Genomic DNA, 20,310 nt, shown 5'->3' with positions numbered 1-20,310 from the left:
AATAAAAAAGGTGCCAGTTGGCACCTTTTTTTGTTTCCGTGCTTTTAGACTCTAAAGCTCTTGATTGAGTCCTGCAGCTCATCGGCCAGTTTCGCTACTTCGTTAGACGCCTGAGCGGTTTGTTTCGAACCAGAAGCGGTTTGTTCTGCAATAGAAACAATAGCTTCAAGACGTTCGCTGATATCGTGTGCGGTACTGCTCTGTTCTTTCGCAGCGTTCGCAATATGGTTACTGCTGTCCGAGGCCTGGTGGACTGACTCAGTGATTGACTGCAGTGCCTGAGCGGCTTCATCCGACTGTTGAACACTGAGTTCGGCTTGTTCGCGGCCCTTATTCATTACACTAACAGCGCGTTGAGAGTCGTTCTGCAAGCTTTCAATCATATCCTGAATTTCTTCGGTCGACTCCTGAGTACGGCTGGCCAGGGTACGAACTTCATCGGCAACAACAGCGAAGCCACGACCTTGTTCACCAGCCCGAGCAGCCTCAATAGCAGCGTTCAGGGCAAGCAAGTTGGTCTGATCCGCAATACCGCGAATAACATCTAAAATACCGCCAATGTTTTTGCTGTTCTCTGATAACTGATCGATAACCTCGGAGGCACTCTGAATTTCGCGAGCCAGGCCTTCGATAGTGGTACGGTTTTTATCTGAAATTTCCCGTACGCGCTTGGCTTCGTCATCGGAGTGCTGAATTTCCTGAAGAGCCTGATCAGCGCCATCAGCCATTTCACTCGCTGTATTATTCATTTCTTGGGTGGCTGTTGCCACTTGCTCTATTTGACGGCGCTGCTCATCAATCGCGTTCGTTGTTTCGTCAGAGACATTAGAGGACTCTTCCGCCGCTGTCGCTAATTGAGTCGCGCGGTTAGCGATACCTTCAATAAGTTTACGCAAATTGCCGGTCAGCTTGTTCGTGTTTGATGCCAGTTCACCAAACTCATCCTGAGCGTTGTAGTCGACTCGCTCAGTCAGGTTACCGTCGGCCATAATATTCAGCATATGGTTAACACGAGACAATGGCTGACTGATACTGCGTACGGTATACCAGGAAATTAAAATGGCCAGTGCAATTGAAACAACCGTAATAATGCTGTTTATCCAGCTGCTGGTTGAAATTGAATCTGTCACAGAAACTCGTGTGTCTTCAGCAATGCCACGAACCGCATTCTGCAACTCATCAGTTTCTGTCATTAACTTGTTCAACTGGGTTTGTGAACTATTCAGTGAGTTTTCCGCGTCTACGCGAAGTTGTTGACGGCGAATGACATTTGCGGGATAGGAACCATTACCCTGCAGACTGTCGATGGCATTACGAACGGTCGTGATAGCGTCACTAACCATTGTCTCAGTTCTGCCGGTTGCCTCGTTCTCTAAAACTTCTAAGCGGGGGCGGATACTGTCAATATTAATATCGATTTCACTGCGAATAACTTCGGCACTGTCTAGTTTGTTGGCTTTGTTTAAGTCGTACATCAAAGTGATAAGGCTCGACAGCGAGGACTCAACATTACTGGCTTCGCGTGAAATAACTTCGTTGTTAGACATATCCATGGTGTCTAGCAGCATTATAGCAGCGTCATCGATATTGAATGCAATTTCATCCAACTGAGAAGCTGTTGTGGTTTGAAGTTCCAGGTATTCGCGTTGCTGATTGAATAAGCGGTCGATTAAGTCGACATACTTCTGAGAGTCCTTTTCAATAGCATCAATTCTGTCGCCTTGACCGGCGCCCTGAATTAATCGGTTGAGTTCGTTTAACGAAGAAAAAAGCGAACTACGGGATGCTTCAAATTCTTTTCTGTGAGCATCGACCTCGCCAACTTTTTCATCATAGAAAGTTTCTAATTGCACGCTGCCCAATTCAAGAATATCCACTTTGACGGCAGCTACTTCATTGAGCGCGGGCACGGCCTGGTCGTTGAGATTATCAACCGATGAGCCAATGCTGTTGATATTAAACAACGAGCTTAAGCTAATGATGAGTAACAGCAATGTAATGATGGCAAAACCACCAATGACTCGCATGGCAACAGTAATTTTCATGAAACTTTCCTCAGCACTGCATGATTATTATCACTTCCCGGACAAAGCCGGTTGATGAAAGAATGTCTTACTTTCAACGTTATATAACGTCATATGCTGACCCCAGACACAGCCAGTATCGAGCGCTATTACATCTTGACGTCGGGTCTCACCCATTAACGCAGCCCAGTGTCCAAATATTACGCGATTATCGGATTCAGGCCAAAAGTTAAACCACGGCTTAAACGAATCCTGCGATGAACTTTGATACGGATTATCTTTTTTAGAAAATTCGAGTTCACCATCCGGGCTGCAGTAACGCATTCTGGTAAATGCGTTCACTATAAAACGGTATCGGTCGAATTCTTGCAGACTTGAGTCCCATTTTTCAGGAGTGTTGCCAAATAGTTCGCGCATGAAGCTCTCAAATTGAGTGCTGACAAGAACATTTTCGACTTCGTTAGCGTATTGAGCTGCTTCTTCCAGCTTCCACCAAGGGTAAATTCCTGCATGGGCTATAACCGTTTCATGACTTTTTAGCTGCTGCAGCAAGGGCTGCTGACGCAGCCAGTCTAGCCAACGGAAACGTTCGCTATCAGCAAGTAAGGTGTCGAGTTTATCCTTCGGGTTTGGCTTGCGGTAGCCGAGTAATACGGCCATTAAGTTTAAGTCGTGGTTGCCCAATACAGTATGCACTGAACGGCTGTTTTGATAGAAGAACCTGAGTGCATCACGAGAGTCCGGACCGCGCGCAACAATATCCCCAACGCACCATAGAGTATCGTTTTCTGGGTTAAAACTGACTTTGGTTAGCAGAGCTTCAAGTTCGCGGAAGCAGCCTTGAATATCTCCAACAATGTAATGGCTCATAGTTAATGAATAATATTAGGAATAGCCAACCGGAATGAGGGAATCGGTGTTTTAAACTGCTCGCCCTGGGCATCTATCATCAAATAATGACCTTCCATAGTACCAATAGGTGTTGCCAGGACCGTACCGCTCGTATAGCTAAAAGACTCTCCTGCCTCAAGCTTCGGTTGTTGACCGACAACACCGTCACCAGCTACCCGGGTTATTTTACTGTCTGCATCAGTAATTCGCCATTCACGGGCAAGCAATTGTACCAACTGACTGGATTCATTGGTTATGGTTATCGTATAAGAAAACACGTACTGGCCGGCATCAGGGTTCGACTGCGCCGCTAAATATTGCGTTTTTACATCAATTTCAATTTTACTGACTGTCATTCTTTTCCGCTTGTTCTGTGAGCCAGTCCGATATTCTGCAGTAGTCATCCACCGATAACGTCTCTGGTCTGGCGCCAGGATTAATGCCAAGCGCTTCGAGTTGCTCTGCAGGAACCAGCTGTTTTAAGTTGTTACGTATTGTTTTACGGCGTTGATTGAATGCTGTCAAACATAAGCTGTGTAGCTGAGCTTTGTCTTTCACCGGGTGGGGGCTGTCTTTGTATGGCTCTAAACGAACGACGGAAGACTCAACTTTAGGTGGCGGTGTAAAGGCTGACGGTGGAACCGAAACTACAGGTGTTACTCTGCAGGCTTGTTGTACGCCGACGCTAATTCGACCATAGCTTTTTGAGCCTGGTTCTGCAGCCAGACGATCCACAACCTCTTTTTGCAGCATAAAGTGCATGTCCTGTATGTGCTCTGCAAATTTTAGCAGGTGGAAAATCAAAGGCGTCGAAATATTGTAAGGTAAATTACCGAATACTCTTGCCTGCGCTTTCTCTGCAAACTGGCTAAAGTCGATGCTTAATGCATCTCCCTGTATTACTTCGAGTTTCGCACTTAAAAAAGGGTGGTGCTGAAGACGCTCAACCAGGTCTCGGTCAATTTCAATGACCTTCAGATGGCCGGCGCGATCCACTGTGGGTTCGGTTAACGCTGCTAGCCCCGGACCAATTTCAATGAGGTTTTCACCAGCTTGAGGGTTAATGGCATCAACTATCTGTTCAATAATGTGCTCATCGTTCAGAAAGTTCTGACCAAACCGCTTCCGTGCACGGTGCCCCAGATGGGTTTTGCTCCCGCCTGAGTGTTTACTCCCATTTTGGTTTTTACTCATAGTACGCTGCTCTTGCCATATCGATAGCGGTTTTCATTGCCAGTCGACAACTACCGTCATTTATTTTACCTGTTCCAGCCAGTTCAAGGGCTGTACCGTGGTCCACAGAGGTTCGTATATAAGGTAGACCCAGAGTGATATTTACCGCTTGACCGAAGCCCTTATATTTTAGCACGGGGAGCCCCTGGTCATGATACATAGCAACTACTGCACTGGCGTCTTCCAGGTATTTGGGCTGAAAGATAGTGTCCGCCGGGTAGGGGCCATGTAGGTTCATACCCTGTTGCTTCAGATGCTCTATGACTGGAGATATAGTCTCAATCTCTTCACGGCCCAAGTGTCCGGACTCTCCGGCATGAGGGTTTAAACCACAAACCAGAATTTTGGGGTAGGACTCACCAAATTTCTTGCTCAGGTCGTTATGCAGAATCGTTAAAATGTTGGTCAGGCGCTCTTTGGTCACTGCTTTTGCAACATAGGCTAAAGGGATATGAGTCGTTACCAAAGCAACGCGTAAGCCTTCGGTGGCCAGCATCATCACAACATCATTGCAGTTGGCTTCGTGGGCTAAAAACTCTGTGTGTCCCGAGAAAGCAACGCCTGCCTGGTTAATCACGCCTTTATGCACCGGACCTGTGACGATTGCATCGAACTCGCCTGCAAGGTTGCCATCGGAGGCTCGCTTTAAACAGTCCACTACGTAATGACCGTTAGATACAGATAGCTGACCGGCAGTGACTTCTTCGCATACAGGGATGTGCTCAACCCATAAATGGCCAGGCTGGTGTTCTGGCACGTCCTCACCTTTACGATAGCGATGCAAAGTAATGGGCAGGTTGAGTTGCTCAGCGCGCTGTTTTAATAAGTTTTTGTCGGCACAGACAATCACAGCAGCCGGCCAGGGCTGCTGTGCAATTTTTATAATCAGATCCGGGCCTATACCTGCCGGCTCACCCGGTGTAAAAACTAGTGTCGGTAGACTCACTCGGCAACTCTTCTGACATAGGCCTGATCACGTTTTTCCTGTAGCCAGTTATCTAACTCTTCGCGGAACTTCCGACTGAAAAGCATTTGATAAGCTCGTTCTTGTTTACTTTCTTCAGTGGCGTCCTGAGTTCTGCGTTCAGTAACTTCCACGATGTGCCAGCCAAACTGAGTACGGAAAGGCTCGCTTATGGTGTTTGCTTCAATGGTTTCAACTTTTTGCTTGAATTCTGGTGCATATTTGTCAGGGCGTGCCCAGCCTAAATCACCGCCGCGTGAAGCTGAGCCTGGATCCGCTGAGTGCTCTCGGGCAAGTTCGGCAAAAGTTTTTTCGCCATTGGCAATTTGCTCACGATAGTTGTTGAGCATTTCTTTCGCTTTATTGTCCGACAAGATAACTGATGGTTTTACTAAAATATGTCGAGCTTTGACTTCCTGGACTTCTACCGTTTGTTCGCCACGTTTGTCCTGAACTTTTAGAATGTGAAAGCCAATACCGCTACGAATAGGACCAACAACTTCACCAACGGGTTTTCCGTCGACGGCTTCAGCAAATAGTGTCGGCATACTGTTCGCTGTCATCCAGCCCATATCACCACCTTCTAAAGCAGCAGAGCCTGATGAAGAACGTACCGCCAGGTCAGAAAAGTCCCGCCCTTTTTCAAGAAGGCTTAAAACGGCATCAGCACGTTCTTTGGCTTTTTCAAGTTCAGCTTGCGAAGCATCGGAATCCGCGGCGATTAATATTTGAGCCAAGCGGTATTCTTCCTGAACTTCCTGATTATTATCAATGAGTTTTACCAGGTTATTTATTTCCTGAGGCGTAATTGCAACTCGTTGTCGCACGGCAGCTCTCTGAACTTGCTGAATAACAATTTCATTACGGACATTTTCCCGGTACGAAGCCCAGGTCATGCCATTATTGACCATCTCTTCGCGCAGCTCAGCAACAGTGATGTTTTGATTGTTGGCGATGTCGCTAATGGCTTGCTCAAGTTGACCGTCATCGACTTCTATGCCCATGCGGTCAGCCATCTGAAGCTGAATTTCCTGTAATATTAAGCGTTCAATTGCCTGAGTTTCCAAAACCTCATCGGAAGGGGCATTACCATTATTAAAGTTTTGACTGTTTTTTACTTGCCGAACCAGATGATCAATTTGGCTTTGCAGAACCACGCCTTCGTCAACAATAACGACGACACGATCCAGAATCTGTTGAGCCTGAACGCTATTATTCAGCAAAAGGGACGATGCTATCAGCACTGCTGCTGAACAAAACATTGCAATTTTTTTCATTATACCTACCACTAGTTACTGAGATAAAAAGGACGGCGGTAGCCGTACGTACTTTTCTCAAGCATGTTAATTAGACCACTGTTATCAGAAGCTAATCCACTGATAATAAATTGTATACTAATGCCGTTGTCAAACTGTGTGTCGCCGTTTATCTGGTTCGCACTAAATGCTGGCTCGAGATCACGGTTTATACGTCGGTAAGCACTAACTCGTAATGCCCAGCAACAACTGCTGTATTGGACGCCCACCATAGCATCATTTAAACGGTCATGTGTGAGATCGTAAAAGACATTTGCAGCTACTTGCCAACGTGAACTAGCCGACCAAACTGCTTGTGTTCCAACCTGCTCTATATCGTTATTCAAAATATTTGTTGCTGTGCGGTGACTCACTTGTACCAGGTTCGAATTGTCTTTGCGAAACTCTATCGCGGTCTGACTCTTACGGGTGCTGTTAAGTTCCGTATCGTACTGAATTGAGCTGCGCAACGACCAGTTCTCATCAACCGCCCAGTTTATGTCAGCCACCCACTCACTGTTACTGGAAGTCGTGGTTTCTTCATTAGCGGCGAATAGCTGCGTGCGACTGTCTTCAATGTTGTATATTTGACCAAGACTGGCGCGTAGCATTTCACGTTCATTCTGAGTGAACAAGCTGCTACTGATTCCGTAAGTTACCTGGTTGGCCTCTGCTATACGGTCCAGACCTGAAAACCGACGGCTACGGAATAGACCATGATAGTCGTCCTGTAACAGCGAAGTGTCGTAAATACCGATGTCTTGTTGGTTTTCATAGGGCACGTAAAGGTATTGAATTTGCGGCGATAACGTTTGACGGTATTGATCATTGCCAATTTCAACAGACCTTTCCAGGTGCATACGAGCTCTGACCCGCGCTCTTGGCAACGTCCGTGTGACACTTTCCGCAATTGCACTGTCCGGACTTTCCTGCCAGTAGCGTGTATAAAGATAAGACAGCTCCGCTTCGGTATCGAAGGCCGGCTTTTCATAACGATATCTTAGGCTCGGTTCAATATGGGCGCGGGTAGCGTATTCGCGTGATTGGTCCTGATTCTGAAAATAAGTCAGTTCGTTATAAATACCTGCACTGAAACCATGAAGAGTCTTTGCGCTATAGTCCACGCTCAATTGCGGAAGTGTCCGGTAGGGGCTTCGGTAATCACCTATCAGCTCATAGTCTTCAGTCCGCAGTTGAGCGGTCCAGTTATCGTTATCGTAGTCCAGCTGTGCGACACGGTATAAATGAGTATCGGCTCTGCCAGCGAAGTCACTGCCAAAGTCGTTTAAATAATTGTCGTCGCTAATTTCGGTGGCATCCAGGTAAAAGCTTAGGTCCGGATTAATCTGCGCTGCATGCTGAACATGCCAAAGGTAACGCTTTTTATTTTCGATGCGGGTATCGTCATTACCTAAATACTCTAAATTGAATTGTCCGGCATTTTGCCCAAATAGATAGCGATACTCGCTTTTCAACATAGTGCCGCGTTCGGACATATAGACTGGCGCTATAGTGGCATCCATATTGGGTGCAATATTAAAGTAATAAGGGATTTCTACTTCAAAGCCACTGTTAGATGATGAGTCAAAAGTAGGGTAAAGCAGCCCGGTCTTTCTCGCGTCACTTATAGGAAAGTTAAAGTAAGGCAAATAAAGAATGGGCACGTCGAATAGCTCGAAACGGGCATGCCAGGCTTCCCCGAAATCACTGGTTTCATTAATTTGAATACGCTGCGCGCGTAATTGCCAGGCTGGTGAATCTCCGGGGCAAGTGGTAAAGCTTGAGTCCTGCAATAGCACCTCTTGTCGAGATAAAGACAGACGTTCAGCATGACCCCGGGCATTATGATCCTGCAGACGATAATCGCTATTATAAAGCTCTGCTCTGTCTTCATTCAGGTCGAGAAATAAAGAATCGCCTGTGACGTTAAGGTAGCCGTCACTAAAGGTAATACCGTCAGAGGCAATAATTTCTCCTTTTTGCTGGTCGACTGTCGCTTTTGATGTGGATAGCCATTGCCCATCACGGTGAATAATAACGTTACCGGTAAAGTACGCCTTCTCATCTGCAAAAATTTCGGCGCTGCGCGATTCAACGCCAATAGTGCCTGCTTCAGTTTGCTGCAGTTGCACTGAACCAATTACATTTTCTGCGGGCCGGGAAGCCTCACAAGCCATGCCTTGTTGCACGTTTTGATTTTGTAAAGCCGCTAGCGCATCGCCAGTAAACGACAGTAGCATCAGCGGAGTAATAAACCTTAGCAGCAATTGAATCTTCCGTTCGTTGTTATTAAATGCATTTATTCTGTTTTGCAGCGCGAGGGTATAATAAAGCAATTTTGTTTGTTTCGCTATTTGGTACACTGCTAGTTTTAAGGCTTTGCGACAAAATTTGGTGGAGGATAATTTGGAAGACAAACGAGAAGTGGCTCTGCAGGCTTGGTGCGAAGCCCAGACCGGGGTTCCCCAGCCGACTTTAGAGGTTGTATCCGGCGATGCCAGTTTCCGTCGTTATTTTCGGGCAACTAACGGAAAAGAAAGCCTGATAGCGGTTGACTGTCCACCGGGAAAGGAACCTATGGAACCTTTTTTGGCGGTTGCACAAGCGTACGCTGATGCTGGCGTTACTGTGCCTGAAATTATCGCAGCAGATACCGAGCAAGGTTTTATGTTGCAGTCAGATTTCGGTCAGATTTTGTTGCTCAGTAAGCTGCACCCTCGTAATGCCCGGCAGTATTACCAGCAAGCTTTAGCGGCTTTGCCGAATATTATGTCAGTACGCAGTACCGAGTTAGGTGAATTGCCTGCGTTCGACACGGCTTTGCTCAAACGCGAGTTGTCGTTGTTTAAAGACTGGCTGCTCCAGACTCACTTAAACCTTAACTGGAATAATGAAGACCAGGAAATTTGGCAGCAATTCAGCCAGCAACTTATTGATAATGCACTGGAACAGCCTCAGGTTGGGGTGCACAGAGATTACCACTCACGTAATTTAATGCTGTTGGATGACGACAGCATTGGGGTTATTGATTTTCAGGATGCGGTGCTGGGACCGGTCACCTACGATGCGGTATCGCTGTTACGAGACTGCTATATTGAGTGGCCCGATGAATGGGTGGCTGAACTGGGTGAGGGCTTGCGGCAAAGGCTCGTTCAGTCAAACCATTTGGCAGCTCAGATCGAGCCTGAACAATGGCAGCATTGGTTCGACTGGATGGGCTTACAGCGTCATACTAAGGCCGCTGGTATCTTCGCCCGCCTGGCTCATCGTGACCACAAGCCGGGCTACTTGCAAGACGTGCCCAGAACTTTAGGTTATTTACAGCGAGTAAGCGCTAACTATTCACAGTTGTCAGATTACAACCAATGGCTGGAAAAACGCGTCATACCGGCCTGGAAGGAAGCAAAGTGAGAGCAATGATCTTAGCCGCTGGCCGAGGCAGTCGCATGCGGCCGTTAACCGATAATCAGCCTAAACCTTTACTACCCATAGCGGGTAAACCGTTGTTGGCTTATCACTTAGAAAAGCTGGCGCAGGCCCGCGTGAATGAGGTTGTTATTAATCATGCCTGGCACGGGGAGCAAATTGAGAGCTTTGTTGGTGACGGCAGTCGGTGGGGGTTACAGGTATCTTTTTCCGCAGAACCGGAAGGTGGGTTGGAAACTGCCGGTGGTATTATTAAAGCCTTGCCCCTATTAGGTGACGAACCTTTCTGGGTCATTAACGGAGATATTTGGACCGACTGGGACTACCGTGAGCTGCCGACTCAACTGGAAACGGAACAGTTGGCGCATTTGATCATGGTTAAAAATCCTGCTCATCATCCTGAGGGCGACTTTGCTTTAGAAAATGGCCTGTTGGTTAATGACGGAAGTGAGCGCAAGACGTTTTCCGGTATTGGCTTATACCGAAAAGAGCTGCTGGAACCATACCCTCAGGGCAAGCAGCCACTTAAAACCTTCTTTGACCGGGCAATAAATCAAAGCAGGTTAGCAGCAAGCTATTGGGAAGGGCACTGGACCGACGTAGGGACCCCTGAGCGGCTGCATCAACTTAACCAGCAGTTGGAGAAATAACATGGTTTGGGGAAAAGTAGTAGGAGCCTTGGCGGGTTTTGCATTTATGAAATGGCCGGGCGCTATTTTAGGCGTTCTGATTGGCCATTGGTTTGATCGGGGAATGGCTCAGGACTTTTCCCAAAAAGGCGCCTGGGGACGCTTTTTATACGGTGCAGAGAAGGCTGCCGGGGATGCCAACTTCATTTACACCTTGTTTGCTGTAATGGGTCATGTTGCCAAGGCAAAAGGAAAAGTAACAACCAATGACATTGCGCAGGCGCAGGAGCTTATGCGGCGCCTGAACTTAAGTTCTGATGCAACCCGTGAAGCGCAGGAAGCGTTCAGAGAAGGTAAAGAACCGACATTTCCTTTGCAGCAGGTCATGAAAGATTTTAGTGCGTCCTTTTACGGCAACCGGGATGTCTTGCAGCTTTTCATGGAGCAGTTAATTGGTCTGGCATTGAATGACGGAATTCTGGAAAAGTCAGAGCATGAAGTGCTGGTTAACGTTGCTAAGTCTCTGGGCTTTACGCGCTTTCAGTTAGACCAATGGTTAATGATGGAAAAAGCGGCTTTTCGTTTTCATCAGCATCGCCGTCAGCAGCATCAACAACAGCGTAAAACCACCAGTCAGGATGAAATTAACAACGCCTATGAAGTGCTTGGCGTGACCGCCCAGAACAGTAACGCTGAAATTAAAAAAGCTTATCGTAAACTTATGGCCCGACATCATCCGGACAAGCTGGCATCGAAAGGCCTACCTGAAGAAGTCATGAAGCAGGCTCAGCAACGGGCGCAGGATATTCAGGCGGCTTATGAAAAAATCAAAGAAAAGCGGGATATTCGTTAAAAGATTGCTGCTAAAAGCCGTGAAACTCAAGCCAGCCTTTTATGGTTGAGATTAACTCACGCTGCCCGGCATTCCCTGAGTTGATAAGTTGTCGCTGCCGGTAAGCCGGGTGCTGATATTTACTCGCCAGCTTTTTGCGCAGTTGCCAGTGCTTGCTTATCCATTGATTACTCTCAGCACTGCGAATATCCAGAACCGGCAGTTGTGACTGACTAATACGGTCGGCAAGAGCGCGGTTATACTGAAATTGCGGAACATAAGCATTAATCAGGACGATAGCATCCGGCATTATCGACGGATCACTTTCTAACAGTCGCAAAGTAATATCCGCTGTAATACCTTCAACCACCCACACTGAGAAGCCCGGCCGGCTTAAGGTCTCGTCCAGAAGCAGTGTCATGCGTTGTTGCAAGGCGCCAACCAGAGGCTCGAAGACCTCTTCATCAGCTGCTTCAGGAAAGTGTGTGGCACTGGCGGGGGTCTGCAGATTGTCCGTGCGTATGTCATTTTCCGGCGGAGTGAGCGCCCAGGTGGTCCAGCCAAAATCCGGTGCGTTTTCATACACCGGGCGAATATAAAAAGACTGCAATGGATGATAGTGCCAGTCGGGTATAAGCACGATTTGACCGCGCTCAAAAGCCTGTAGGTATTCTTTCTTTAAAACCAAATAGCGTTGGTCGTCATTACCGGACAACCAGTGTAGCTGGTCTTGCGGTAAATAACGTTGTAAGTCGTCCTGGCTGACTGCGGGACTGATACACAGTGCCGCGAGTAGCAATAATGAATAACGCTTCATGCAGCTTATATCGGCCACAGCGGCGTCAGCTTGAGTGCAAAGTGTTAAAACGGAACCGGGCTATGAAAGGCTATAGGTTGTTCAGTTTGTGGGTGTGTTACGCAAAGGTTCTCAGCGTGCAGCAATAAGCGTTCAGCGGCAGAAAACGCCTCACTGTGCGCATAGAATTTATCGCCTAATATCGGGCAGCCAATGGCCTGCATATGAACTCTAAGCTGGTGCGAGCGGCCAGTGTATGGGGTCAGTTCAACACGACTACACTTGCCGTCAAATTCACTCACCCGGTAGAAGGTCGTACTTGGTTTGCCGGTGAAAAAATCCATATGCTGGCGCGGGCGATTCGGCCAGTCGCAGGAAAGCGGGAGCTCAACTTCGCCCTGTGAAGCAGGTAGTTCCCCCCATACCTTGGCAATGTATTTTTTGTGGGTTGTGCGGTCCTGAAATTGTTTGTTCAGGTGGCTTTGTGCAGCTTTGGTTTTTGCCAGTAACAAGATACCGGAGGTGGCCATATCCAACCGATGAACCACTCTAATTTCCGGGTGTACCCGCTGCACTCGAGTATAAGTAGAATCTTTATGCTCTGGCCGCTTGCCCGGAACACTCAATAGTCCGCTGGGTTTATCAACCACCAACAACTGAGCGTCTTCATAAATAACTTGAAGAAATGGCGTTGTTGGTGGCTCATAGTGAAGCAGCGTCATTAATGGTTGTTCACCAAAATGCGAACAGCCTGTAGCGACAACTGCGGACTTTCCAGTGCCGCTGTAATCTGCTCTTCGCGCCAGTTTATAGCTTCTATTTCACTGCTGCGTACCGACGGGTTTTTCTTCTGCAAGTCGAGCAGTCGTTGGCGTTCATGTTGCAGTGCCGCTGTAGCCTCTTGTCTTACCTGCTCCAGTTGCTCTTGCTGCCATTTGCGTGCTTGTTGTTGGCCTGACTGGATAAGCTTTTGCGCTGCATCTCTTAGCTGGCGCAATACCTGACGGGCGGTTTTCTTATCAATGAAGTTAGACTGCTGATCCAGTAGCTCGCGCGATACTTTGGCAGAGAGCTCCTGACCCTGACCGTTAAACAGAAGCCGCAGGCTTTGCAGTGGGCAAAACTCCTGTAGGGCCGCGGCTTTAGGCGCAGGAACTATGCTGGCAAAGTCTAATTCAAGGAACCAGCTGCCCGCCGGAATTGCCGGGTTTTTTAACTCGGCCACACAAGTGCTGCCAAAGTCATCAGCAGTCAGCAACTCGAGCGCCGCTTGTACCATCGGGTGATCCCAGCTCAGAAAGTCGGTATCTTCAAAGTTCAGCGCGGTAATCCTGTCAAAGGTTATGGTAATACCGTCGTCAGGCAAACCAGGCAGACTGCCAACACGCATGTGTTCTCCCGGGCGAATAAACCAGCGTTCCTCATCCAGAACTTCGTTATTAACACCAAAACGGTCAAAGAAGGCAATCATGAAATCGGCGAGCGTATCGGTATCGCTGTCGCTATGAATTTGCTCTATGATTTTTTCTGCGGTTTCCGGGCGACAAGCATTGAGTGCCTGCAGCTTGTCCTGACCTTCCCTGTTGTGCTCCAGCCAGGTTTTGTGCAGCTCTTTTGTCTGCTCTAATAGTTCAGAACTTAAAGGCTGCTGTTCAGTAATAGCCTGCTCAATTTCAGCGCCGAAAGCGTCGTACAGTTTACGGCCTATCGCATTACACTGAGTGAAGGCATTCATTCCCTGCTCGTACCATGGCAGCAATATAGCTTCGGCAGAGCCTCTACAATAAGGCAGGTAAATATCAATGTCCTGCTGCTGGCCAATACGGTCTAAACGACCAATACGCTGTTCCAGCAAGTCGGGGTTGGCTGGTAAGTCGAATAAGATCAGTTGATGCACGAACTGAAAATTGCGGCCTTCACTGCCAATTTCTGAGCACAGTAGGATAGGGCTGCCATCTTCTTCGCTCGCAAAAAAGGCGGCGGAACGGTCTCGTTCGGTCAGCGTCATTCCTTCATGAAAGGTGGCCGCGTGCACACCTGCGAGTACGCGCAGAGCTTCAGACAAATCCAGCACTTGCTCCGCAGTTTTACAGATTAGCAGCGCTTTTTCTGAGCGGTTTTGCTTAATGTGCTCCAATAACCAGTCAATACGCGGATCTTCCATCCACCAGGGCATGTCTTCATCGGGTTCGCACTCATCCAGTTCTACCGGATGAAAATGACGCTCAGGGAAGCCGCCGATATCGGCCCGACGGTTACGAAACATGACGCGCCCTGTGCCGTGTTTATCGAGCAAGTCATCAAGTTCGGCCGGGTCAGTCACTGACTCCGCCTGTTCCGCTAACTCTTTGTAGTGCGCCTGTTCTTGCTGAAAACTGGCGAAATCGGAGAACCTGTCCGGGTCCAGCAACTGTAATCGCTGGAAATGTCCCTCAGCACCTTCTTGTTCTGGTGTTGCCGTTAGCAGCAGCAAACTGGGCACAGCTTCGCAAAGGTCTTTTACGGCGCTGAATTCAGGAGCATCCGGTTGCAGGTGGTGGGCTTCATCAATAATCAGCAGATCAAATTCCGCATCGAGTAAGGCCTCATTCCAGCGCGACTCATGCATAAACCGACTACTGATAATAATGTGTTGTTCGGTCAGAAAAGGATTTTCACTGTCGGCTTCCGCTTGCTCACAACGTTCATCATCAAACAGGGTAAAGTTCAGTGCAAAGCGGCGACGTAGCTCCACTAACCATTGGTGCATAAGAGACTCAGGCACAACAATGAGTGCGCGTTGAGAGCGTCCGGTGGTTAGTCGACGCTTAATGATCATGCCGGCTTCAATGGTTTTTCCTAAGCCCACTTCGTCGGCCAAAAGCACGCGTGGGTGATAGCGATCAGCGACCGTCTTAGCAATATACAGCTGATGCGGCAGCAAATGGGTACGAACGCCTAATAAGCCGGCCACCTCGCTTGCCTGGTGATGCGCCAAATGTTCACCAGCCTCACAGCGCAATTGATACATATCGAGTCGGTCGGCCTGACCAGCAAGCAAACGAGTTAATGCCGGATTACTGTCAACTTGATGCGAGAGTTGAGTTTCAGGAACAACAACTGACTCCTGGTTGTCATCACGCAGTCCGTGGTAAGTCACAATACCCTGTGATTCAGTCAGCTCCTGAATAGTGAAGCTCCAGCCGTCGGCGTGCTTACCTTGCTGTTGAACTTGCAACTGATATCGAGCCAGAGGCGCATCCTGAGCAGAGTACAGTCGCACTTCACCGGAGGCAGGGAACATCACGGTTAAGTGACGACCTTCGGCCTGAGTTATCATACCCAGCCCTAATTCGGTTTCAGTTTCACTGAGGTAACGTTGTCCAACTCTAAACTCGCTCACTACACACTCCCGCATGCCATTTTCTAAGGCCGCAATGGTACTTAATTCAGTCACCAATTCCGAGGAAAAATTTATTTCTGTAACCGTTATGTCATGAATTTTAGGCTAAGCTGTAAGAAAAGAATAATCACAGCAAAGGTATGCGCTAATGACTAAACACACCGGCAAGTTCTTTATCCTGGATACCAATATTCTTCTGCACGACCCGCTAGCCTTCCTCAATTTCGATGAACACAACGTTATTATTCCCATGGTGGTTCTGGAGGAACTCGACAAAATCAAAGATCGGAATAAGGACGTCAGCCGGGAAGCCCGGGTGGCTATTCGCTCTTTAGAAGAAGTGTTAAAAGAAGCAACACCAGAGGAAATTGTTGCTGGAGTGCCCTTAAGCAGAATGCATGGTGAGCATACCGCGAACGGAACCTTGGCTATTTTCCCGGATTATCAGCTTGAGCAAACCGAGTCGGTACTTTCGTTAGCGGAAAATGACCACCGGATTATTCAGGCCGCTCTGGAAATTCAGCGCGAGCGAGCCCCCGCGGGTGTGGTGCTGGTAACCAAAGACATCAATATGCGTCTGAAAGCCAAAGGCGCGGGCATGAAATTTGTTGAAGATTATCGTACCGACCAGCTTATTGATGACATTCGATTGTTGACCAAAGGCTTCTATAAATTTGAAGGGGATTTCTGGTCGCAGGTAGGTGAAGTGAAAACTCAACAGGAAGGTCGCGATGCGTATCACACTGTAAGCCGGGACTTACTGCCGCAAATTTTTGCCAATGAATACATTATTGACTCAACAGACAGCTTTGCTGCCCGGGTAGAGGAGTACGACAACCAAACCGTTACTTTAATGGACTTGAGCGTCGAGCGCATGATGTCTTACGGCGCCTGGGGTGTTCACCCTAAGAACATCTATCAGGCCATGGCGTTGCATGCATTGCTTGATACCAGCATGGATATGGTCATTCTGACTGGTCCTGCTGGCAGTGGTAAGACTTTCCTGGCTTTGTCAGCGGCCTTGCAAATGGTGGTAGAGCAGGGAATTTATGAGAAAGTTATCGTGACCCGCAATACCCCGGAAATTGCCGAGTCAATTGGCTATTTGCCGGGCACGGAAGAGGAAAAAATGGCGCCCTGGTTATCGGCAATAACAGATTCCCTGGAGGCTTTGCATAAACACGATGAGAGTATGGAGTCGAGCCTGAACTATATTATGAAAAAAGCCAATATTCAGTTTAAGTCACTCAACTTTATGCGCGGACGCAGCATACAGAACGCTATAGTCATTCTGGATGAAGCGCAGAACTTAACGGCGTCTCAGTTGAAAACCCTAATAACGCGTTGTGGTGAAAATACTAAGCTGGTGGTATCGGGTAATTTGGCACAAATTGACAGTTATTACTTAACGGCTGTGACTTCAGGTTTAACTTATATTGTTGAGCGCTTTAAAGACTACCCCGGTAGTGCAACAGTTAACTTGAATGGGGTGGTGCGCAGTCCGTTAGCTAAGTTCGCAGAAGAGCATCTTTAATCAGTTAATGGGCACAACCGTGTATTGCTCAGTGTTGACCTGAAACTCGGTTTCTCCTCCAACCTGGCCCAGAGGCATTGCCGCCGGGCCAGTAACATCTACTAGTATGTAATTCACGCCATTGTGTTTCACGCTAATGTCATCGCTTCTGCTACTAATAGATATACCGAAAACCGCATGGTTGGGCAGGTAAATGATTGCCATTTTTGGGGTCTCAATAATTTCTTTAATTACCGAGCTCATTAACGTGACTTTGCTGTCGCAGTCGCCCTGATTATAGTAGAGCAGCTGGTTAGGGGGTACGAAGCCATCTCCACGGCTATCAAGCTTACTGCTCAAGTCGTTATAAGGGATCTGCTGAATAAAGCTGGCGATGTAATTGATGTAATTGCGCTGTGTGTTGTTACCTAGCTGCTCTCCAATAGCTTGTATTAACGGGCGTAATACAGCCGTCATTTCGCTGGCAATAGCGGGGTGGTCGGGAATAATGCCCTGTTCACCCGGAGGCAGAGTGAGCTGACGATAAAAGTTGGCTTCTAAATAATCATTCCAGCGTTCATTGTAGTATTCGCGTAAAAGCCTTTTGTATTCAGTCAGCTGTGCTTGTTTTTCCTGAGTTCTGCTATTGGCGGTGACCAGCTCTACTGACTGTTGACGGGGTGTAAGGCGAGCCTGAATACCCTGCCATTGTTGCTGCCGGATGTAGCGATTCAACTGGTGAGTAAGCTCGCGTTGACTGCGCTCCAGATTAAATCCGCGATAACGCTTTAAAGGTTGCAGGAACTCTCTTTTATCGACCTGGAAGTCAAAGGATTGCTGACTGTCGTTAAAGTCACGCCATTGATAAGAAAAGGTTAACTGGCCGTCTTGGGTTTCGTTAAGGTTAAAAAAGTTTTGGCCATTTGCTGTTAGAGGAAGAGTAAAGAGTAACCAGATAACAGCACAGATTTTATGTGTCACTCTGATTACTCCTGTTGCCCCTTAAAACTTCATTTCAGTAATAGGGCTGTCTTCGAATTTAAGGTCTACTTGATACTCAATGCCGCCGGCGCGAACGAAAAAATAAGTCTTTTCTTTCTTAAAGACTTCTTGCAGGGAAACAAGCCTTAAGCCTGGGCGACGCTCAGCAGGTAAGTCTGTAAATTCAACTGAACCTCGCGAAACCAGTATGTTTTGGTAACGAGGACCAGTAATTAAAAGCAGTTTCTTATTTTCGTCTTTCAGTAGAATGGTATTACCCGTTACTGAATAGGGTTCTTCATTACCAAACAAAGCCAGCTCCTGTCGTGTCAACTTATTACTGACGACACTATAACGAATTATCGGTTTTTGGCAAATAACCGTTCAGAAAATCTTCAACAATTATTAACGCCGCTTGACTGTCGACAAGTCCTTTTTCCAATTTTCGAAAGCCGCCTTCGGCAAACAGGCTTTCGCGTGCGGCGGTTGAAGTCAGTCTTTCGTCCTGAAAAGTGACAGGTAAGCCGAAACGCCCATGAAGTCGGTTACCAAACTTTTTGGCCCGCTGCGTCAAGGGTTGTTCGGTGCCGTCCATATTCAGAGGCAGGCCAACGACCAGTTGCTCTGGTTGCCATTCGGCAAACAGCTTTTCAATAAGCTGCCAGTCGGGTATACCTTCCTTTGCTTTTAGCGCGGTTAATGGCGAAGCTGTTGCGGTAACGGTTTGACCAACCGCAACACCAATGCTTTTGGTACCAAAGTCAAAGCCAATAACTGTACTCATGCGTGGCCGACATCCGGTCCCAGTTGCCACACATCAAAACCAAGCTGCTCTGTGGCTTTTTGCCAGCGCTCACTTGCTGGTGTATTAAATAACAGCTCAGGGTCTGCCGGAATCGCTAACCAGGAATTCTCACCCAGTTCTTCCTCTAACTGCCCGGCTTCCCAGCCTGCGTAACCCAGGGTCAGTAAAAACTGAGGCGGGGCCGCTGATGAACCTAAGGCTTCCAGAATATCCCGAGAGGTGGTCACCATGATGTCATCGCTCAGCTTCTGACTGGCACGCCAGTTATCCTGAGGCGGGTGAATCACAAAGCCCCGTTCACGACCCACGGGACCACCCTGGTAGACATTACCCTGCAAGTGCTGGTTATTTTCCGGGTAAACAATTTCCAGTTTATCCAGCAGCGAGGTAACGCTTAAATCTGCAGGCTGATTAATTACCAGCCCCATCGCACCTTCTTCATTATGCTCACAGATATAGGTGACGGTCCGTTTAAACATCGGATCGTTCAGCATAGGTGTTGCTATCAAAAAGTGATTCTGCAAATTGTTCATCGATTCACCGACTCCTTAACGATAATCTCTAACAAGGATATGGGGGCGTCTCATAGAAATTCAATTCAGCTTCTCTTCAATTGCCTGAAAGACCATTTCTGCAATATTGATGTCGTAGGCGTTTTCAATTTCACGCATACAGGTTGGGCTGGTGACATTAATTTCGGTAATGCGGTCGCCAATCACGTCCAGCCCAACGATAATGAGCCCTCGTTTTTTCAGTTCAGGTGCGACCTTACGAGCCAGAGCCCAGTCACTGTCGGATAAAGGTTGAGCCCGTCCGCTGCCCCCGGCGGCAAGGTTTCCGCGAGTTTCCCCGGCGCTGGGAATTCGCGCTAAAGAGTAAGGTACAGGTTCGCCATTTATGATCAGAATACGTTTGTCGCCGTCTTTAATTTCAGGCAGGTACTTTTGCACCATGGCGTAGCGCTGACCTTTTTCGGTCAGGGTTTCAATAATAACGCCCAGGTTACTGCCGTCTGCCCCTACTTTAAATATCGAAGCTCCGCCCATGCCATCCAGCGGTTTTAAAATCACATCACCGTGCTTTTTATGAAAAGCTTTAATTACGTCAGCCCGGGAACTGACCAATGTGTCGGCGATGGAGTCGGCAAACCAGGAGGTAAAGAGCTTCTCGTTGCAGTCACGCAGGCTCTGCGGTTTATTCAACACCAGGCTACCGCGTTGCTCGGCCAGTTCCAGAATTTGTGTCGCGTATAAGAACTCGCTGTCAAAGGGCGGATCTTTACGCATCATAATGACATCAAAATCTTCAAGCGGGCGGTACTGGCTGTCACTTAAATTGTAAAAGTCGCTTTTTTGATCCTGAACACGAACTTCCCGAGCAAAGGCCATTGGTTGACCGTTATCAATAACTAAGTCGCCCATTTCCAGATAAAAACATTGATAGCCGCGAGCCTGCGCTTCCAGCAGTAAGCGGAAACTGGTGTCTTTTTCGGTTTTTACAGCGGCGATTGGGTCCATCACCATAGCTAACTTTTTCATG

19 protein-coding genes are annotated in these 20,310 nt (G+C 47.8%); 4 read left to right on the top strand and 15 right to left on the bottom strand.

Annotation, left to right across the window (positions count from 1 at the left end; genetic code table 11):
* Positions 1 to 44: 44 nt before the first annotated feature.
* The 7 genes from VBY75_RS10900 to VBY75_RS10870 are packed head-to-tail and all read right to left on the bottom strand — an operon-like array spanning position 45 to position 8,674.
* A complete protein-coding gene (locus VBY75_RS10900; protein ID WP_054489614.1) occupies positions 45 to 2,045 on the bottom strand; it encodes a methyl-accepting chemotaxis protein in 2,001 nt (666 codons plus the stop codon).
* Positions 2,046 to 2,075: 30 nt separating this feature from the next.
* Complete coding sequence (locus VBY75_RS10895) at positions 2,076 to 2,894, bottom strand: symmetrical bis(5'-nucleosyl)-tetraphosphatase (RefSeq protein WP_054489612.1); 819 nt, start codon at positions 2,892 to 2,894, stop codon at positions 2,076 to 2,078.
* Between the two features lie 2 nt (positions 2,895 to 2,896).
* Positions 2,897 to 3,271, bottom strand: coding sequence for a Co2+/Mg2+ efflux protein ApaG (gene apaG, locus VBY75_RS10890; protein ID WP_054489610.1), 375 nt, complete (start codon positions 3,269 to 3,271; stop codon positions 2,897 to 2,899).
* Positions 3,258 to 4,109, bottom strand: a complete 852-nt coding sequence (rsmA, locus tag VBY75_RS10885; protein WP_054489609.1) for a 16S rRNA (adenine(1518)-N(6)/adenine(1519)-N(6))-dimethyltransferase RsmA — start codon at positions 4,107 to 4,109, stop codon at positions 3,258 to 3,260. Before rsmA ends, apaG begins: the two co-directional genes overlap by 14 nt.
* A complete protein-coding gene (gene pdxA, locus VBY75_RS10880; RefSeq protein WP_054489607.1) occupies positions 4,102 to 5,094 on the bottom strand; it encodes a 4-hydroxythreonine-4-phosphate dehydrogenase PdxA in 993 nt (330 codons plus the stop codon). Before pdxA ends, rsmA begins: the two co-directional genes overlap by 8 nt.
* Complete coding sequence (gene surA / locus VBY75_RS10875; RefSeq protein WP_199494293.1) at positions 5,091 to 6,389, bottom strand: peptidylprolyl isomerase SurA; 1,299 nt, start codon at positions 6,387 to 6,389, stop codon at positions 5,091 to 5,093. The genes pdxA and surA overlap by 4 nt, the downstream gene beginning before the upstream one ends.
* Positions 6,390 to 6,400: 11 nt before the next feature.
* Entirely contained in the window at positions 6,401 to 8,674 is a 2,274-nt protein-coding gene (locus VBY75_RS10870; protein WP_199494294.1) for an LPS-assembly protein LptD, read from the bottom strand.
* A 139-nt stretch (positions 8,675 to 8,813) separates the two neighbouring features.
* Between VBY75_RS10870 and VBY75_RS10865 the strand changes: the two genes are divergently transcribed.
* The 3 genes from VBY75_RS10865 to djlA are packed head-to-tail and all read left to right on the top strand — an operon-like array spanning position 8,814 to position 11,315.
* Positions 8,814 to 9,818, top strand: a complete 1,005-nt coding sequence (locus tag VBY75_RS10865) for an aminoglycoside phosphotransferase family protein (protein ID WP_416512475.1) — start codon at positions 8,814 to 8,816, stop codon at positions 9,816 to 9,818.
* Positions 9,815 to 10,483 carry an N-acetylmuramate alpha-1-phosphate uridylyltransferase MurU gene (gene murU, locus VBY75_RS10860; RefSeq protein WP_416512473.1) on the top strand — a complete coding sequence of 223 codons (669 nt, stop codon included), beginning with the start codon at positions 9,815 to 9,817 and terminating at the stop codon, positions 10,481 to 10,483. Before VBY75_RS10865 ends, murU begins: the two co-directional genes overlap by 4 nt.
* 1 nt (position 10,484) lies before the next feature.
* Positions 10,485 to 11,315: a co-chaperone DjlA gene (gene djlA, locus VBY75_RS10855; protein ID WP_416512471.1), complete on the top strand. Its 831-nt coding sequence runs from the start codon at positions 10,485 to 10,487 to the stop codon at positions 11,313 to 11,315.
* Positions 11,316 to 11,325: 10 nt separating this feature from the next.
* Here the strand turns inward: djlA and VBY75_RS10850 are convergent, their stop codons facing one another.
* The 3 genes from VBY75_RS10850 to rapA are packed head-to-tail and all read right to left on the bottom strand — an operon-like array spanning position 11,326 to position 15,472.
* Entirely contained in the window at positions 11,326 to 12,129 is an 804-nt protein-coding gene (locus VBY75_RS10850; RefSeq protein ID WP_234972470.1) for a DUF3530 family protein, read from the bottom strand.
* A 26-nt stretch (positions 12,130 to 12,155) separates the two neighbouring features.
* Complete coding sequence (locus VBY75_RS10845; RefSeq protein ID WP_278358419.1) at positions 12,156 to 12,812, bottom strand: RluA family pseudouridine synthase; 657 nt, start codon at positions 12,810 to 12,812, stop codon at positions 12,156 to 12,158.
* On the bottom strand, positions 12,812 to 15,472 hold the full coding sequence (gene rapA / locus VBY75_RS10840) for an RNA polymerase-associated protein RapA (RefSeq protein WP_416512469.1): 2,661 nt from the start codon (positions 15,470 to 15,472) through the stop codon (positions 12,812 to 12,814). The genes VBY75_RS10845 and rapA overlap by 1 nt, the downstream gene beginning before the upstream one ends.
* A 148-nt stretch (positions 15,473 to 15,620) precedes the next feature.
* Here rapA and VBY75_RS10835 point away from each other — a divergent pair, with 148 nt between their 5' ends.
* On the top strand, positions 15,621 to 17,006 hold the full coding sequence (locus tag VBY75_RS10835; RefSeq protein WP_273022532.1) for a PhoH family protein: 1,386 nt from the start codon (positions 15,621 to 15,623) through the stop codon (positions 17,004 to 17,006).
* On the opposite strand, the gene VBY75_RS10830 is transcribed toward VBY75_RS10835, so the two are convergent.
* Genes VBY75_RS10830 through gshB form a run of 5 tightly spaced genes read right to left on the bottom strand, consistent with a single transcriptional unit; the run spans position 17,007 to position 20,309 of the window.
* Complete coding sequence (locus VBY75_RS10830; protein ID WP_054489589.1) at positions 17,007 to 17,966, bottom strand: hypothetical protein; 960 nt, start codon at positions 17,964 to 17,966, stop codon at positions 17,007 to 17,009.
* Between the two features lie 21 nt (positions 17,967 to 17,987).
* A complete protein-coding gene (locus VBY75_RS10825) occupies positions 17,988 to 18,278 on the bottom strand; it encodes a hypothetical protein (RefSeq protein WP_054489587.1) in 291 nt (96 codons plus the stop codon).
* Between the two features lie 37 nt (positions 18,279 to 18,315).
* The gene (gene ruvX, locus VBY75_RS10820; RefSeq protein ID WP_054489585.1) at positions 18,316 to 18,750 is read right to left on the bottom strand and encodes a Holliday junction resolvase RuvX; all 435 of its coding nucleotides are present in this window, start codon (positions 18,748 to 18,750) and stop codon (positions 18,316 to 18,318) included.
* A complete protein-coding gene (locus VBY75_RS10815) occupies positions 18,747 to 19,304 on the bottom strand; it encodes a YqgE/AlgH family protein (RefSeq protein ID WP_054489583.1) in 558 nt (185 codons plus the stop codon). The genes ruvX and VBY75_RS10815 overlap by 4 nt, the downstream gene beginning before the upstream one ends.
* 60 nt (positions 19,305 to 19,364) lie before the next feature.
* Positions 19,365 to 20,309 (bottom strand): glutathione synthase, encoded by a 945-nt coding sequence (gene gshB, locus VBY75_RS10810; RefSeq protein ID WP_416512465.1) that lies wholly within the window; start codon positions 20,307 to 20,309, stop codon positions 19,365 to 19,367.
* Position 20,310 lies beyond the last annotated feature (1 nt).

It is taken from the genome of Idiomarina sp. HB, assembly GCF_048059115.1.
GTDB classification, from domain to species: Bacteria; Pseudomonadota; Gammaproteobacteria; order Enterobacterales; family Alteromonadaceae; genus Idiomarina; species Idiomarina abyssalis.
Note: the sequence above shows the minus strand (reverse complement) of the source record. Positions and strands in the feature narration are given on the sequence as shown.

Excerpts from the sequence above, each read along its gene's own strand:
- VBY75_RS10900 (WP_054489614.1), bottom strand. The coding sequence starts at position 2,045 with ATGAAAATTACTGTTGCCATGCGAGTCATTGGTGGTTTTGCCATCATT.
- VBY75_RS10895 (WP_054489612.1), bottom strand. The coding sequence starts at position 2,894 with ATGAGCCATTACATTGTTGGAGATATTCAAGGCTGCTTCCGCGAACTT.
- apaG (WP_054489610.1), bottom strand. The coding sequence starts at position 3,271 with ATGACAGTCAGTAAAATTGAAATTGATGTAAAAACGCAATATTTAGCG.
- rsmA (WP_054489609.1), bottom strand. The coding sequence starts at position 4,109 with ATGAGTAAAAACCAAAATGGGAGTAAACACTCAGGCGGGAGCAAAACC.
- surA (WP_199494293.1), bottom strand. The coding sequence starts at position 6,389 with ATGAAAAAAATTGCAATGTTTTGTTCAGCAGCAGTGCTGATAGCATCG.
- djlA (WP_416512471.1), top strand. The coding sequence starts at position 10,485 with ATGGTTTGGGGAAAAGTAGTAGGAGCCTTGGCGGGTTTTGCATTTATG.
- VBY75_RS10845 (WP_278358419.1), bottom strand. The coding sequence starts at position 12,812 with ATGACGCTGCTTCACTATGAGCCACCAACAACGCCATTTCTTCAAGTT.
- VBY75_RS10835 (WP_273022532.1), top strand. The coding sequence starts at position 15,621 with ATGACTAAACACACCGGCAAGTTCTTTATCCTGGATACCAATATTCTT.
- ruvX (WP_054489585.1), bottom strand. The coding sequence starts at position 18,750 with ATGAGTACAGTTATTGGCTTTGACTTTGGTACCAAAAGCATTGGTGTT.
- VBY75_RS10815 (WP_054489583.1), bottom strand. The coding sequence starts at position 19,304 with ATGAACAATTTGCAGAATCACTTTTTGATAGCAACACCTATGCTGAAC.
- gshB (WP_416512465.1), bottom strand. The coding sequence starts at position 20,309 with ATGAAAAAGTTAGCTATGGTGATGGACCCAATCGCCGCTGTAAAAACC.